The sequence below is a fragment of the Mycobacterium adipatum genome (assembly GCF_001644575.1).
GTDB lineage: Bacteria > Actinomycetota > Actinomycetes > Mycobacteriales > Mycobacteriaceae > Mycobacterium > Mycobacterium adipatum.
The window spans coordinates 358612-372842 of sequence record NZ_CP015596.1 but is presented as its reverse complement, the minus strand read 5'-3'; the positions used below and the strand labels follow the sequence as shown (position 1 = coordinate 372842).

Below are 14231 nucleotides of genomic sequence, written 5' to 3'. Positions count from 1 at the left end.
TGCTTTCGTGTCGAACGGCTCAGACCGGGGGGTAGGCCGGCGGCGGGTAGACGCCGCGCAGACCCCAGGCCAGCCAGCTGAAGAAGAACTCGCCCTCATCGCTGATGTCGTAATCGGGATTAGGATCCATAGTCGCCTCCGCAGCAAGCCTGTTTCGCCGAAGTCTAGTCCCAATGGGTGATCCCCGGACAGCGAAACCACTCCAATGCCTAAACTGGCCAACCAGTTGATTGGTACACCCGGGCCCACCCCGGTCTGCAGATAGCGAGTCACCATGTCCACCGAGTCCGCAACCAACGGATCGTCCCGGCGCGACGAGTTGCTGGCGGTCGCCGCCAAGCTGTTCGCCGCTCGCGGGTATCACGGCACCCGGATGGACGATGTCGCCGACGCGGTCGGCCTCAACAAGGCCACCGTCTACCACTACTACGCCAGCAAGTCGCTGATCCTCTGGGACATCTACAAGCGCACCGCCGATTTCACCGTCGACGCCCTGCACGACGATCCCACCGCGACCGCCCGGGAGACGATCTACCACTTCACCAGGCGCTTGCTCACCGGTATCGCCCACGACCTGGAGGCCGCCGCCGTCTATTTCCAGGAGGGTCCCTACATTTCGGAGTGGTTCACCGAAGAGCAGGTTGCCTACATCCGCCAGGCCGAATCCACCGTCTACGAACACGTCCGCGATGTCATCGACCGCGGCATCGCCAGCGGAGAGTTCTATGACTGCGACTCCCATGTGCTGGCGCTGGGCTATATCGGGATGACACTCGGCGCCTACCGTTGGCTGCGGCCGCACGGACGGCGCACCGCCCAGGAGATCGCCGTCGAATTCAGCACGGCATTGCTGCGGGGGCTGATCCGGGATGAGGCCGTCCGCATCCAGGAGCCACTCGGCGGTGCCCAGAAGTGACCGACCTGTTCGGCCTCGACGGCAAGGTCGCCGTGGTCACCGGTGGTGGCCGCGGTATCGGCGTGATGATCGCCCGTGGCCTCTTGCAGGCGGGCGCGGCGAAGGTGTATCTGGCGGCCCGCAAGGAAGCGGAACTGGACGCCGCGGTGGCGGAGTTGTCAGCGCTGGGCGCGGTCGAAGGCATCCCGGCCGACCTGGGGACGGCCCCGGGCGTGCAGGCGCTCGCCGATGCGCTGACGGCCAAGGAGGAAGCCGTCCATGTCCTGTTCAACAATGCCGGCGCAAATTGGGGCGAACCCTTCGACACCTTCCCCGAGTCCGGTTTCGATCGTGTTTTCGACGTCAACGTCAAGGGTGTTTTCCTGTTGACCCGCGCCTTGGTGCCGCTGCTCACGGCGGCTGCCACCGACGATGATCCGGCCCGTGTCGTCAACACCGGCAGTGTCGACGGTTTCCATGTGCCCGAGCGCGGTCGCAACAACTTCTCCTACGCCGCCAGCAAGGCTGCGGTGCACACCCTCACGCAGCATCTCGCGGGGGAGTTGGCGCCGCGGATCCTGGTCAACGCGATCGCACCCGGGCTCTTTCCGTCCCGGATGACCAAGGTGCTGCTCACCGCCGGTGAGGAGGCGGTGGGTGCGGCTCTGCCGCTGGGTCGGGTGGGGCGGCCCGACGATATGGCCGGTATCGCCGTCTTCCTCGCGAGCCGCGCGAGTAGTTATGTCACGGGGGCCGTCATCCCGGTCGACGGAGGCGTCAGCGTCATTCGCTGAAATTGCTCGACGAGGGCAGGTGTGAACGCCGACACATGCGGGTAATCGGGTGCACATGTGTTCACCGAATACCATGATGATTCCTGCACAGCCGGCAGGTGCGCGATGGTCGTGAACCTGCGTGGCCTCACCCGTTGGAGCGTCAAGCCGGCCCGGGACATCCCCACGGCGACCACGCCGAAGGTCAACCTTGTCCGCGGGCTGCTCGCGCGTGCGACGACACCGCTGCTGCCCGACGATTACCTCAAGTTGCTCAATCCGCTGTGGACGGCCCGCGAACTGCGCGGCGAGGTCATCGACGTGCGGAAAGAGACCGAGGACACCGCCACGGTGACGATCCGGCCGGGGTGGGGTTTCACCGCCGACTATCAGCCCGGTCAGTACGTCGGGATCGGCCTGCGGATCGACGGTCGTTGGCACTGGCGGTCGTACTCACTGACCTCGGTGCCCAAGCGGGACGACAAGCTCATCTCCATCACCGTCAAGGCCACTCCTGAGGGGTTTCTGTCCAGCCACCTGGTGAACGGGGTGAAAACCGGAACGATTGTTCGCTTGGCGGCACCCAAGGGGGATTTCGCCATGCCGGATCCGCCGCCGGCCAAGGTACTTTTCGTGACCGCGGGCAGCGGTATCACCCCGGTGATGGCCATGCTCCGGTCGATCGCTGCACGCAGCGAGAACGGCAGGCAGGCAATCACCGACATCGTGCACATCCATTCGGCCCCGAGCGCCGATGACGTGATCTTCCACGACGAACTGCAGGAACTGCACCAGAGCCGCGAAGGTTACCGGCTGCACCTGCACCTGACCGATGATGCGGGCCATCTGGACTTCGACAGTTTGCACGAGATCGCCGCGGACTGGCAGGAGCGGCCGACATGGGCCTGCGGGCCCCCGGCGATGCTCGACACGATCGAGAAGGTCTGGGCCGAGGCCGGGTTGCCCGAAAACCGGCTGCACATGGAACGTTTCGTCATCGATCGGACCGACAAGGGGGGTGAGGGCGGCACCGTGACCTTCGCATTGTCGGACAAGACCGTCGAGGTCGACGGCGCCACCTCACTGCTGGAGGCCGGTGAGAAGGTCGGCATCCAGATGCCCTTCGGCTGCCGGATGGGCATCTGCCAGACCTGCGTGCTGCCCCTGGAATCGGGGCACGTGCGCGACTTCCGGTCCGGCACCGAACACGGTGCGGGCGACCGGATTCAGACCTGTGTGTCGGCGGCGTCCGGCGACTGCACCATCAACGTCTAGGAGATTCCGAGCATGGCCATCACCGATCTCAAAGAATATGCCCACCTGACCGCGGCCGACGTCGAGGAGCTGGGGCGCGAACTGGACGCGATCAGAACCGACATCGAGGAGTCCCGCGGCGAGCGGGATGCGCGCTACATCCGCCGGGCCATCCAATTGCAGCGGGCGCTCGCCGCCGGCGGGCGTATCGCATTGTTCAACAGCCGCAACAAGTTTGCCTGGGCCGCCGGGACCGGGATGCTCGCCGCGGCGAAGATCATCGAGAACATGGAGCTCGGGCACAACATCACCCACGGTCAATGGGACTGGATGAACGATCCCGAGATCCACTCGACGGAATGGGAGTGGGACACCACCTCGCCCACGGTGCACTGGAAGAAGTCGCACAACTACATCCACCACAAGTACACCAACGTCCTCGATCTCGACGACGACATCGGCTACGGCATCATGCGGCTCACCCGCGACCAGAAATGGGAGGGGTGGATGATCGGTAATCCGATCTACAACCTGCTGCTGGGCACCCTGTTCGAGTGGGGTGTGGCGCTGCACGGTGTCGAGACGACCAAGTGGCGCAAGGGGGAGAAGTCGATGGCCGAGGTCCGCAAGGACCTGCGGATCATCGGGCGCAAGGTCGGCAAGCAGGTCGGCAAGGACTACATCGTCTTCCCGGCGCTGTCCGGGCGCAACTGGAAACACACCCTGGGTGCCAACGCGGTGGCCAACCTCATCCGCAACTACTGGTCCTACATGGTGATCTTCTGCGGCCACTTTCCCGACGGCGCAGAGAAATTCACCAAGGAGGAGTTTGAGCGGGAGACCCCGGCCGAGTGGTACCTGCGCCAGATGCTGGGCTCGGCGAACTTCCACGCCGGACCGATCATGGCCTTCATGAGCGGAAACCTGTGCTACCAGATCGAGCACCACCTGTTCCCGGATCTGCCGAGTAACCGATACGCCGAGATCTCGCAGCGGGTGCAGGCCCTGTGTGACAAATACGATCTGCCCTACACCACCGGTCCCCTGCTGCGGCAGTACAGCCAGTCATTCTGGACCATCGCGAAGCTGGCGCTGCCCAACCGTTTCCTCAAGGCGACCGCCGACAACGCGCCCGAAACCAACTCGGAGCTGAAGTTCCGGATTCGTGGTGGCGTCCGCGACACCTTCGGCGTGGATCCCCGCACCGGCAAGCGGCGGGGGCTGCGCACCGCGATCCGCGAGATGGAAAACGACCAAATCGCCGCCGCCTCATAAGGGCTAGCCTGGCGACATGACGTCGACCATCCTCTCCCGCCGCGACCTGGATTTCCTGCTCTACGAGTGGCTTGACGTGGAAGAGCTGACGGCCCGGCCGCGGTTCGCCGAGCATTCCCGGGAGACCTTCGACGGTGTGCTGGACCTGTGCGAGCAATTGGCCGAGCGGTACTTCGCTCCGCACAACAAGCTCAGCGACGCCCACGAGCCGCGGTTCGACGGCACCACCGTCACGGTGATCCCGGAAGTGAAGCAGGCCTTGGAGGCCTTCGCCAAGGCAGATCTGCTCGGCATGAGTTTCGATGCCGAACTCGGTGGCGCACAACTGCCGGTGACCGTCGCGCAGGCCGGCTTCGCCTGGATCGCGGCGGCCAACACCAGTACCTCCGGATATCTGATGCTGACCATCGCGAACGCCAACTTGATCGCGGAGTTCGGCAGTCCCGAACAGATCGAGACGTACGTGACGCCCATGTTGGAGGGTCGGTTCACGGGCACCATGGCACTGTCGGAAACCCAGGCGGGATCCTCGCTGGCCGATATCACCACCCGCGCCGAACTCCAGGAGGACGGCAGCTACCGGGTGTTCGGTACCAAGATGTGGATCTCCGGTGCCGAGCACGAGCTCTCGGAGAACATCGTCAACCTGGTGCTGGCCAAGATTCCCGGCGGACCGGCGGGCACCAAGGGCATCTCGCTGTTCATCGTGCCCAAGTTCCTGGTCAGTGCGGACGGCTCGGTCGGATCCCGCAACGCGGTGGCCATCTCCGGGCTCAATCACAAGATGGGCCAACGCGGTATCACCAACACGGTGCTGAACTTCGACGGCGCGGTCGGCTACCTCGTCGGTGAACCGCACCGCGGTCTGGTCTACATGTTCCACATGATGAACGAGGCGCGCCTGGGTGTCGGCATGGGTGCGGTCGCGCTCGGCTACACCGGGTACCTCAAGTCACTGGCGTATGCCAGAGAACGCCCGCAGGGACGGCTGGTCAAGGATCCGTCGAGTCCGCAGGTCCCGATCATCGCGCACGCCGATGTCAAGCGGATGCTGTTGGCACAGAAGGCCTATGTGGAAGGGGCGCTCGGGCTGGCCCTGTACTGTGCCCGGCTCACCGACGAAGGCAACACCGCACTGCTCGACATCTTGACCCCGGTCGCCAAGAGCTGGCCCTCGCAGTGGTGCCTGGAAGCCAACAGCCTGGCCATCCAGGTGCTCGGTGGATACGGCTACACCCGCGAGTACGACGTCGAGCAGCACTACCGGGACAATCGGCTCAATCCCATCCACGAAGGCACGCACGGTATCCAGAGTCTGGACCTGCTGGGGCGTAAGGTCACCCAGAACGGCGGTGCGAGCCTGACGGCGCTCTCGGAGCGGATCTCCGAGACCATCGCCGCCGCCGGCGACGATCCGCTGGCCACCCAATTGCAGGCCTCCTGGCGGCGACTGATGGCCGTCACCGCGCACATGTTCGCCGCCGGTGATGTCGAAGCGGCGATGGCCAACAGCGCGATCTACCTCGAAGCGTTCGGGCATGTCGTCATCGCGTGGATCTGGCTGGAACAGTATCTGGCCACCGGGGGCCGCGGCGGCGACTTCTACGCGGGCAAACGGCAGGCGGCGCACTTCTTCTTCCGCTACGAACTGCCCAAAACCGCGGCGCAGCTCGACCTGCTGGAAAGCCTGGATCGCACCACGTTGGAGATGGACGCGCGCTGGTTCTGACCCGCGAGCCAAAGCCATTCAATAGCAGCATCAAACGATACCAATTATGCCTGGGACAGGTATCGAGAGAACTCCTAGGTTAAGTGATGGCCGCCACATCGGCGGATCATTTGAGACCTGCACAACAGGAGTAGCTCATGGCGATCGCAGCAGCCCGCCTCCGTTCCCGCACCGCCTTCGCGGCCGCCGCGGCCACCGCGCTGGCACTCACCGCCTGCGGCGGAGTCCAGACCAGCACCGGCGGTGGCTCCGGGGACGGCTGGCCCTCGGGGACCGTCGAGATGTACGTCGGCGCATCCGCCGGGGGGTCCAGTGACCTGATCAGCCGCGCGGTGTCCAAGGGACTCAGCGACGACCTCGGCGGCACGTTCCCCGTCATCAACCGGGAGGGCGCCAACGGTGCACTGGCCGCCGCCGAGGTGGCCAACGCACCCGCCGACGGCTCGACGATCGCCATCCAGAATGCATCGTTGTTCACCATCACCCCGCTCGCCGTGAGCCCGGACGAGGTCACCGACATCGACGATTTCGACGTGGTCTACGGGATATCCCGCGACGACTATGTCCTGGTGACCAGTCCGGCCAGCGGGTTCACGACGATCGAGGACATGCGCAACGCCGGCCGCACGGTCCGCTACGGCACCACCGGTGTCGGGACCGGCGCCCAGTTGTCGGCCGCGCTGTTGTTCAAATCCGGAAACGTACCGTCGCAGGCGGTGCCGTTCGACGGTGGCGCTCCGGCCCTGGCCGCGGTGCTCGGCAACCAGGTGGAGGTGGCTTCCATCCAGGTGGGTGAGGCGATTGAGAACATCCAGTCCGGAAAGCTGTTGCCGCTGGCGGTGTTCGGGCCGGACAGGATCAGCTACCTACCCGATGTGCCCACCGCGAAGGAACAGGGACTCGATGTCGAGGTGACCCAGTACCGCTTCATGACGGTTCCCAAGGGCACCCCGCAGGACGTGAAGGACAAGCTCGTCGAGGGACTGAAGGCGACGTTCGGCACCGAGGACTACCGGAAGTTCAACGAGCAGAACAGCCTCACCCCGATGGAGATTCCCGGCGAAGACGCGCTGACCCAGCTCAATGCGGACAAACAGCGCTACGCCGAGCTCATCGACCAGTACCAGATCAGCCTGCGGGACGCGGGCTGATGACCGCGGTCGGTGAGCCGCAGTCACCGCACACCCGGGATCTGCTGGCCGAGATCGAGGCCGAAGTCGCTCAGGAGCTGGAGGAGGAACGCCCACCGCGGGGCGGATCCGGATATCAGGTGGTGGGTGCGCTGACCGGCTTGGCGGTCGGTGCCGCCGGTGCCGTGCTGGCCTACGGGTATGGATTGGGTTCGCTGCGCGAACCCGGGCCCGGGCTGTGGCCATTCGTGTTCAGCGTGGTCATCGCGGGGTTGTCGGTGCTGCTGCTGGTGGTCGGGCGCCGGCTCGATGACGCCGAGAAGTTCACCCGCAGCAGCCTTCTCGTTCTCGCCGGTGCCGCCACCTTCGCTGCCTTCGGCGCGCTGATGCCGATGATCGGCTTCGAGATTCCCGCCGTCGCGCTGTGCGTGATCTGGCTGCGGTTCCTCGGCGGCGAGACCTGGCGCAGCACCGCGGTCGTCAGCGTCGTCACCACCGCCGTGTTCTACCTTCTGTTCATCTACGGGCTGCGGATACCGCTGCCGCACCTGATCTCCCTCTGAGCGAAGCCGGAAAGACATGGACTTCAGCGCATTCCTGGCCGGGTTCGCCCTGGTGGCGGAACCCCAGAACCTGTTGTACTGCCTGATGGGCGTGCTGATCGGCATGATCATCGGTGTCCTGCCCGGCCTCGGCCCCGCGGCCACCATCGCGATCCTGCTGCCGATCACCTACACCATCGACCCGGTGGCCGCGATCATCATGCTGGCCGGCATCTACTACGGCGCCCAGTACGGCGGCACGATCACCTCGGTCCTGCTGCGGCTGCCGGGAGAGGCGTCCTCGGTGGTCACCGTCTTCGACGGCTTCGCGCTGGCCAAACAGGGCAAAGCAGGCACCGCATTGGGTATCGCGGCCATCGGATCCTTTGTCGGCGCCACGATTTCGATCATCGGACTGACGCTACTGGCCCCGGTGGTGGCCGAGATCGCCCTCGATTTCGGTCCACCGGAGTACGCGGCGCTGGCCCTGCTCGGGGTGCTGCTGGTCGCGACCATCGGCAGTGGCAACCGGCTCAAAGCCCTCATTGCCGGAGCCGTCGGGCTGCTGCTGGCCACCGTGGGCCGGGACAGTTTCAGCGGCGCCTCGCGGTTCACCTTCGACAGCCTGCAACTGGCGGACGGTATCGACTTCGTGGTCGTGGCGATGGGCCTGTTCGGTGTCGGGGAGATCCTCTACAACCTTGAGCAACGGCACGGGAAGGTGCACGTACCGGCAAAGGTCGGCAACGTCTGGCCGTCCCGCAAGGACCTCAAACAGTCGTCGGGCGCCATCGGGCGCGGGTCGCTCATCGGTTTCGTGCTCGGCGTGCTGCCCGGCGGTGGCGCAACGCTGTCGTCGATCGTGGCCTACGCCACCGAGAAGCGGCGGGCGAAGAACCCGGAGCGGTTCGGGCGGGGTGCCATCGAGGGGGTCGCCGCGCCGGAGAGCGCCAACAATGCCGCGGCCACCTCGTCGTTCATCCCGCTGCTCACCATCGGGCTGCCGGCCAACGCGTCGATGGCGATGCTCTTCGGAGCACTGCTGATCCTTGGCATCTCGCCGGGACCCCAGCTGGTGGACGAGCATCCCGATGTGTTCTGGGGTGTCATCAATTCGATGTACATCGGCAACATCCTGCTGCTGATCCTGTCGATTCCCCTGGTCGGCCTGTTTGTTCGCATCCTGCGGGTCAGGCCAGCGGTACTGGCGCCGATCACGGCGCTCATCACCATTCTCGGTGTGTACACGATCAACAACTCGACCTTCGACATCTTCGTGATGCTCGGGTTCGGCGTGGTCGGCTACCTGATGAAGAAGGCCGGTTTCGATCCGGGGCCCCTGGTGCTGGCGTTCGTCCTCGGCAGCATCATCGAGTCGAGCACGCGCCGTTCGCTGTTGATCTTCGACGGCGACCCGACCGGCTTCTTCACACGGCCGATCTCGGGCGCCATCCTGGCGATCTTCTTGCTACTGGCACTGCTGCCGGTGATCCAGTATGTACGGCGGCGGCGGGCGGCCGACGTCGAGAAGCCGGAAACGGTTGCCCGCTAAGGGCTGTCGCTGTTGAGCCGGCGACGGGTGTTGCCGAGATGCACGCGCATGGCCGCCCGGGCCAGGTCCGGGTCGCCGGCGAGCACGGCGGTGGCGACCTGGTCGTGCTCCCTGCGGACGCGTTCGGCGTGTGCGGCATCGGTGATGGAATGTTGCGAACCCAGTCTGGTGCGCGGCAGCATGATCATCATCGGCCCCAGCGAATCGAGCAGTTCCACGTAGAACCGGTTGCCGCTGGCGGCGGCGATCGCGCGGTGGAAGCGGAAGTCGGCCTCGACCGCGTCACTCGGGGCGGCGGCGCTGAATTCGTCGAGCGCGGCGCGAACGGCGTCGCGGGCCGGACCATCGCTGCGCGCGGCCGCCAGCGCGGCAACCTCGCATTCGACGCCGAGCCGGAAGTCGATCATGTCCAGCACGTCGTGATGGGTGCGGATGGCAGCCGACTCGACGGTGAAGGCCGTCGACTCGGGTACTGCCAGCACGAATGAGCCGCGGCCCTGGAAAGTCTCCACAAACCCCTCGGCGCGTAACCGGGTGACGGCCTCGCGCACCACGGTACGAGATACCCCGAACTCCTCGACCAGTTCGGTCTCGGAGGGCAGCTTGTGCCCCGGTGGAAGATCGCCGGTGAAGATCTTGTCCTTCAGACCGGCGACCACCCGCAGGGCCAGAGACGTCGTCATCGCAACATCATGGCCGACCGAATGTTGCGCTCTCCTTGGTGTAGGCGCGCATCTGCTCGCTGAGGGTGAAACCCAGCCCGGCGCGCTCGGGCAGCCACATCCGGCCGTCGCGGATCTCGATGCGCTCGTCGAACAGTGGGTTGAGCCATTCGAAGTGCTCCACCCAGGGCTCGGTGGGGTAGGCGGCGGCCAGATGCAGGTGAATCTCCATGGCGTAGTGCGGGGCCAGGGCCAGCCCGGCATGTGCGGCCAGTGCGGCGAAGCGCAGGAACGGGGTGATGCCGCCGATGCGGGGGGCGTCGGGTTGCACGATGCCGCGGTAGCCGGCGTCGATCAGCGCCATGTGTTCGGGGACGGAGGTGAGCATCTCGCCGGTGGCGATCGGGGTGTCGAAGGCGCGTGACAGGTCGGCATGGCCGGCCGCGTCCCACGCGTCCAGTGGTTCCTCGATCCAGATCAGGTCGTGCTGTTCGAGTTCGCGGCACATCCGGCGGGCCCGGGCCCGGTCCCACTGCTGGTTGGCATCCACCATGAACGGGGTGTCGCCGAGGTGCTCGCGGATCGCCGCGACCCGGTCCAGGTCGGTCTTCCAGTCCGGCTGGCCCACCTTGATCTTGATGCCGCCGATGCCGGCTTCCAGGGAGGCGGTGGCCTTCTCCTTGATCTCGTCGACCGAGGCTTGCAGGAACCCGCCGGAGGTGTTGTACACCCGGCACGAATCACGGTGTGCGCCCAGGAGTTTGGCCAACGGGAGGCCGGCGCGTCGAGCCTTGAGATCCCACAGGGCGACGTCGAGGGCGGCGATGGCCTGGGTGGCCACACCGGAGCGTCCCACCGAGGCGCCGGCCCACAGCAGGGACTGGTAGATGCGATCGATGTCGGAGGGATCCTGGCCGATGGCGACGTCGGCGATCTCGGCCAGGTGGGTGTACTGCGCCGGGCCGCCGGCCCGCTTGGAATAGCTGAAGCCCATACCGTCGAACCCCTGCTCGGTGCTGACCTCGACGAACAGCAACACGGTTTCCGTCAGCGGCTTCTGGCGGCCGGTGAGGACCTTGGCGTCACTGACCGGACTGGGCAGTGGCAGGACGACGTGGGACAGGCGGAGTCGGCGGATCGCATCAGTCATATGATAAGTCTACAACTCATCATACAAGTTGGGAAGGCGGTGATGGCCGACCCGGAGAAGACTCGTGTGTGTCGTGCGTCTCGTCGGCGTGCGTAACGCCCGGCGGCGACCGACTAATTAGGTGAGTCCACGCGCGGGCGACGGCGCCGCGATGCGAAGGAGGTGCGCGGATCATGGGCGACCAACGCCTGCTGCTGGCCGGCAAGACGTGCTGGAAGTCCGCCGAAGCGGCCCGCTTCGCGCCGATCATCGACGGCGCGGACTACCTCAGGCATGTGAAGTCGGCGATGCTGGGCGCCGAGAACAGAATCCTGCTGGTGGGGTGGGATTTCGACGCCCGCACGACGTTCGAGCCCGGGCGCGCGACGCTGCCCGGACCGAATCAGCTCGGTCCGTTCCTGTTCTGGCTGCTGTGGCGGCGACCGCACCTGAAGGTGTACGTCCTGAAGTCGAACCTGCGGTTGCTCCCGCTCTTCGAGCGGTATTGGTACAGCATCGTGCCGGTGCAATGGCTGAACCGGATCACCTCGGCGCGCATGCACCTCGCCGTGGACGGGGCGCACCCGACCGGGGCTGTGCACCATCAGAAGATCGTGGTGATCGATGACGCGGTGGCGTTCTGCGGGGGAATCGACCTGACCCTGGGCCGCTGGGATACCCGCGATCACCGCCGCGACGATCCCGGCCGGCGTTCCGGCGGCGAGCCGTACGGCCCTCGCCACGAAGTGGCCACGGTGGTCGACGGCGAGGCCGCACGTGCGTTGGCGGAGCTGGCCCGCGACCGCTGGCAGATGGCCACGGATCAGGAGCTGCCACCGGTGGGGCCCGGCGCCACGGTATGGCCGCGCGACTGCGAACCGGCACTGCGCAATGTCGAGGTCGGCATCGCCCGTACCCTCCCCACCCTGCCGGGTCGCGACGAGGTCCGCGAGGTGGAGGCGCTGAACCTCGCCGCCATCGCCGCCGCGCGGGACGTCATCTATCTGGAGAACCAGTACCTGGCCGCCAGAGGCATCTGTGCCGCGCTGGCGGAACGACTGCGGGAACCGGACGGACCCGAAGTGATCATCGTGCTGCCGCGCACCTCCGAGAGCCCGCTGGAAACCGTCTCGATGGACAGCGCCCGGGAGCGGATGGTGCGGCTGCTGTGGGATGCCGACGACCACCGACGGGTCGGGGTGTACTGGCCGGCGGTGCCCGGGGGCGCCTCGCTGTACATCCACTCGAAGGTCATGATCGTCGATGACCGGTTCCTGCGCATCGGCTCGTCCAACCTGAACAACAGGTCGCTCGGATTTGACAGCGAATGCGATGTGGCCCTTGACGATTCCGCTGACCGCGCGGACGTGCGGGCGCATATCCGCGACGTTCGCGACGGTCTGATCGCCGAGCATCTGGGGGTGCCCGTCGAGGACTTCCGCGCCGAACTGTCCGAGCGGGGATCGGCACTGGCGGCGCTCAACGGACTTCGCGGCACCGGCAGGTCCCTGCGCACGTTCACCCCTACCATGGTGTCCACCGACGCCGGCCCGTTGGCCGAGAACGATCTGATGGACCCCGTTCGGGTGCCGGCCTCGATCGCCCAGAGTGTGTGCTCGGTGCTCACCGCGGTCATCACCTGGCCGCTGATGCAGGGCGCACCGGGGGCGTGGTCGGTGCTCCGCACGGTCGGGGAGCGCATCGGGCTGCCCGGTCTGACCCGTGACGGTGCCGCGAGTCAGAACTCGATGATCTGACGGACGGCGCGTCCGTCGGCGAGCTCGTCCATGCCGGCGTTGATCTGCTCGAGTGTCAAGGTGGCCGAGACCAGCTTCTCCACCGGCAACCGCCCGGCCCGCCACAGCTCGACGAACCGCGGGATATCGCGGGCCGGCACCGCCGATCCGAGGTAGCTGCCGATCAACGTCCGTCCCTCGGCGACCAAATTCAACGGCGACAACGTGATTCGTGCCTCGGGGGCGGGCAGCCCGACGGTGACGGTACGCCCGCCCGGCGCGGTCAGTGCGATCGCGCCCTCCAATGCGCCGGCATGCCCGACGGCTTCGATCACCACCTCGGCCCTCTCGTCGACCTCCTCGGGGGTGTACACCGCGTGTGCGCCGAGTTCGCGGGCCAAGGCCAACTTGTCCGCCAACCGATCCACCGCGATGACGCGGACGTCCTCATGTGCCAGGGCGGTCAGCATGGCGGCCATCCCGACCCCACCCATCCCGACGATCGCCACGGTCTGCCCGGCCCGGGGCCGGCCGGCGTTGAGCACCGCGCCGCCCCCGGTGAGCACCGCGCATCCCAACAAGGAGGCGACGACAGCCGGTACATCAGGGTCGACGGGCACCACCGAGCGTCGGTCCACCACCGCGTGGGTCGCGAAGCCGGACACCCCGAGGTGATGGCGCACTCCGCCGCTCAACCGGGTGGCTCCACTGAGCAGCGTGCCCGCCCCGTTGGCCGCGCTACCGGGGATGCACGGGGCCAACCCGTCGGTCGCGCACGCCGCGCACTCCCCGCACCGCGGCAGGAACGTCATCACCACACGCTGCCCCGGTGCGAGATCCGAGGCGCCACCCACCTTCTCGACGATGCCGGCGGCTTCATGGCCGAGCAGCATCGGCACCGGCCGCACCCGGTTGCCGTCGACGACCGACAGGTCGGAGTGGCACAGGCCGGCGGCCTCGATACGGACCAGCAGCTCACCGTCGCCCGGATCATCGAGGTGCAGGTCCGAGACCGCCAGCGGCTTGGACGTCGCATACGGCCGGGACGCTCCGATGGTTTCCAGCACCGCACCGCGGATCTTCATGGTTCCAGCCTGACATGCTGGCCGGCATGGAGTACACGAGCGCGGACTTCCCGCTGCACTGGCCGGTGCAGACGCGGTGGACGGACAACGACATGTTCGGCCATCTGAACAACGCGATCTACTACCAGTTGTTCGACACCGCGATCAACGCCTGGATCGACACCCGGGTCGGCGTGGACCCAATGACCGCGCCGTGGCTGGGCGTGGTCGCCGAATCGAGCTGTCGCTACCTGGCCGAGCTGAAGTTCCCGTCCGATCTGGTGGTGGGTCTCGCGGTGACCCGGTTGGGCACCAGCAGCGTCACCTACCGCACCGGGTTGTGGGCCGACGGCGGCCCGGTCGCCGCGGTCGGCACCTGGGTGCACGTCTACGTCGACCGGGAGAACCGCAAGTCGATGCCCATCCCCGGTGCGATCCGGGAGCTGTTGGCCACCATCACGTTGGAGTGAGCTCCGGCGATATGCTCGCC

At 66.5% G+C, this 14231-nt stretch carries 14 protein-coding genes; 10 read left to right on the top strand and 4 right to left on the bottom strand.

The genetic code is table 11. The features are described from left to right. Positions 1 to 19: 19 nt before the first annotated feature. On the bottom strand, positions 20 to 130 hold the full coding sequence (locus A7U43_RS29520) for a hypothetical protein (protein ID WP_019514171.1): 111 nt from the start codon (positions 128 to 130) through the stop codon (positions 20 to 22). A gap of 144 nt (positions 131 to 274) precedes the next feature. On the opposite strand from A7U43_RS29520, the gene A7U43_RS01675 reads away from it, so the two are divergent. The 8 genes from A7U43_RS01675 to A7U43_RS01640 all read left to right on the top strand — a co-directional run bounded on the left by A7U43_RS01675 (position 275) and on the right by A7U43_RS01640 (position 9150). After that, the gene (locus A7U43_RS01675; protein ID WP_067990446.1) at positions 275 to 916 is read left to right on the top strand and encodes a TetR/AcrR family transcriptional regulator; all 642 of its coding nucleotides are present in this window, start codon (positions 275 to 277) and stop codon (positions 914 to 916) included. Further along, positions 913 to 1689 carry an SDR family oxidoreductase gene (locus A7U43_RS01670; RefSeq protein ID WP_067990443.1) on the top strand — a complete coding sequence of 259 codons (777 nt, stop codon included), beginning with the start codon at positions 913 to 915 and terminating at the stop codon, positions 1687 to 1689. Before A7U43_RS01675 ends, A7U43_RS01670 begins: the two co-directional genes overlap by 4 nt. A gap of 105 nt (positions 1690 to 1794) precedes the next feature. Then, a complete protein-coding gene (locus A7U43_RS01665; RefSeq protein WP_082902351.1) occupies positions 1795 to 2943 on the top strand; it encodes a ferredoxin reductase in 1149 nt (382 codons plus the stop codon). A 12-nt stretch (positions 2944 to 2955) separates the two neighbouring features. Then, complete coding sequence (locus tag A7U43_RS01660; RefSeq protein WP_067990440.1) at positions 2956 to 4197, top strand: fatty acid desaturase family protein; 1242 nt, start codon at positions 2956 to 2958, stop codon at positions 4195 to 4197. A 16-nt stretch (positions 4198 to 4213) separates the two neighbouring features. Continuing rightward, positions 4214 to 5926 (top strand): acyl-CoA dehydrogenase, encoded by a 1713-nt coding sequence (locus A7U43_RS01655; protein WP_067990437.1) that lies wholly within the window; start codon positions 4214 to 4216, stop codon positions 5924 to 5926. A gap of 137 nt (positions 5927 to 6063) precedes the next feature. Further along, entirely contained in the window at positions 6064 to 7077 is a 1014-nt protein-coding gene (locus A7U43_RS01650) for a tripartite tricarboxylate transporter substrate binding protein (RefSeq protein WP_067990434.1), read from the top strand. Then, positions 7077 to 7619: a tripartite tricarboxylate transporter TctB family protein gene (locus tag A7U43_RS01645; RefSeq protein WP_067990431.1), complete on the top strand. Its 543-nt coding sequence runs from the start codon at positions 7077 to 7079 to the stop codon at positions 7617 to 7619. The genes A7U43_RS01650 and A7U43_RS01645 overlap by 1 nt, the downstream gene beginning before the upstream one ends. Before the next feature lie 16 nt (positions 7620 to 7635). After that, a complete protein-coding gene (locus A7U43_RS01640; RefSeq protein WP_067990428.1) occupies positions 7636 to 9150 on the top strand; it encodes a tripartite tricarboxylate transporter permease in 1515 nt (504 codons plus the stop codon). On the opposite strand, the gene A7U43_RS01635 is transcribed toward A7U43_RS01640, so the two are convergent. Both A7U43_RS01635 and A7U43_RS01630 read right to left on the bottom strand, forming a co-directional pair. Beyond that, positions 9147 to 9833, bottom strand: coding sequence for a FadR/GntR family transcriptional regulator (locus A7U43_RS01635; RefSeq protein WP_067990424.1), 687 nt, complete (start codon positions 9831 to 9833; stop codon positions 9147 to 9149). The genes A7U43_RS01640 and A7U43_RS01635 overlap by 4 nt on opposite strands. Before the next feature lie 7 nt (positions 9834 to 9840). After that, positions 9841 to 10962 carry an L-talarate/galactarate dehydratase gene (locus A7U43_RS01630; protein ID WP_067990422.1) on the bottom strand — a complete coding sequence of 374 codons (1122 nt, stop codon included), beginning with the start codon at positions 10960 to 10962 and terminating at the stop codon, positions 9841 to 9843. Between the two features lie 173 nt (positions 10963 to 11135). Between A7U43_RS01630 and A7U43_RS01625 the strand changes: the two genes are divergently transcribed. Beyond that, a complete protein-coding gene (locus A7U43_RS01625; protein ID WP_067990419.1) occupies positions 11136 to 12698 on the top strand; it encodes a phospholipase D-like domain-containing protein in 1563 nt (520 codons plus the stop codon). Here the strand turns inward: A7U43_RS01625 and A7U43_RS01620 are convergent. Continuing rightward, positions 12680 to 13762 (bottom strand): alcohol dehydrogenase catalytic domain-containing protein, encoded by a 1083-nt coding sequence (locus A7U43_RS01620; protein ID WP_067990416.1) that lies wholly within the window; start codon positions 13760 to 13762, stop codon positions 12680 to 12682. The genes A7U43_RS01625 and A7U43_RS01620 overlap by 19 nt on opposite strands. A gap of 26 nt (positions 13763 to 13788) precedes the next feature. Here A7U43_RS01620 and A7U43_RS01615 point away from each other — a divergent pair, with 26 nt between their 5' ends. Next, complete coding sequence (locus A7U43_RS01615; RefSeq protein WP_197499942.1) at positions 13789 to 14211, top strand: acyl-CoA thioesterase; 423 nt, start codon at positions 13789 to 13791, stop codon at positions 14209 to 14211. Positions 14212 to 14231 lie beyond the last annotated feature (20 nt).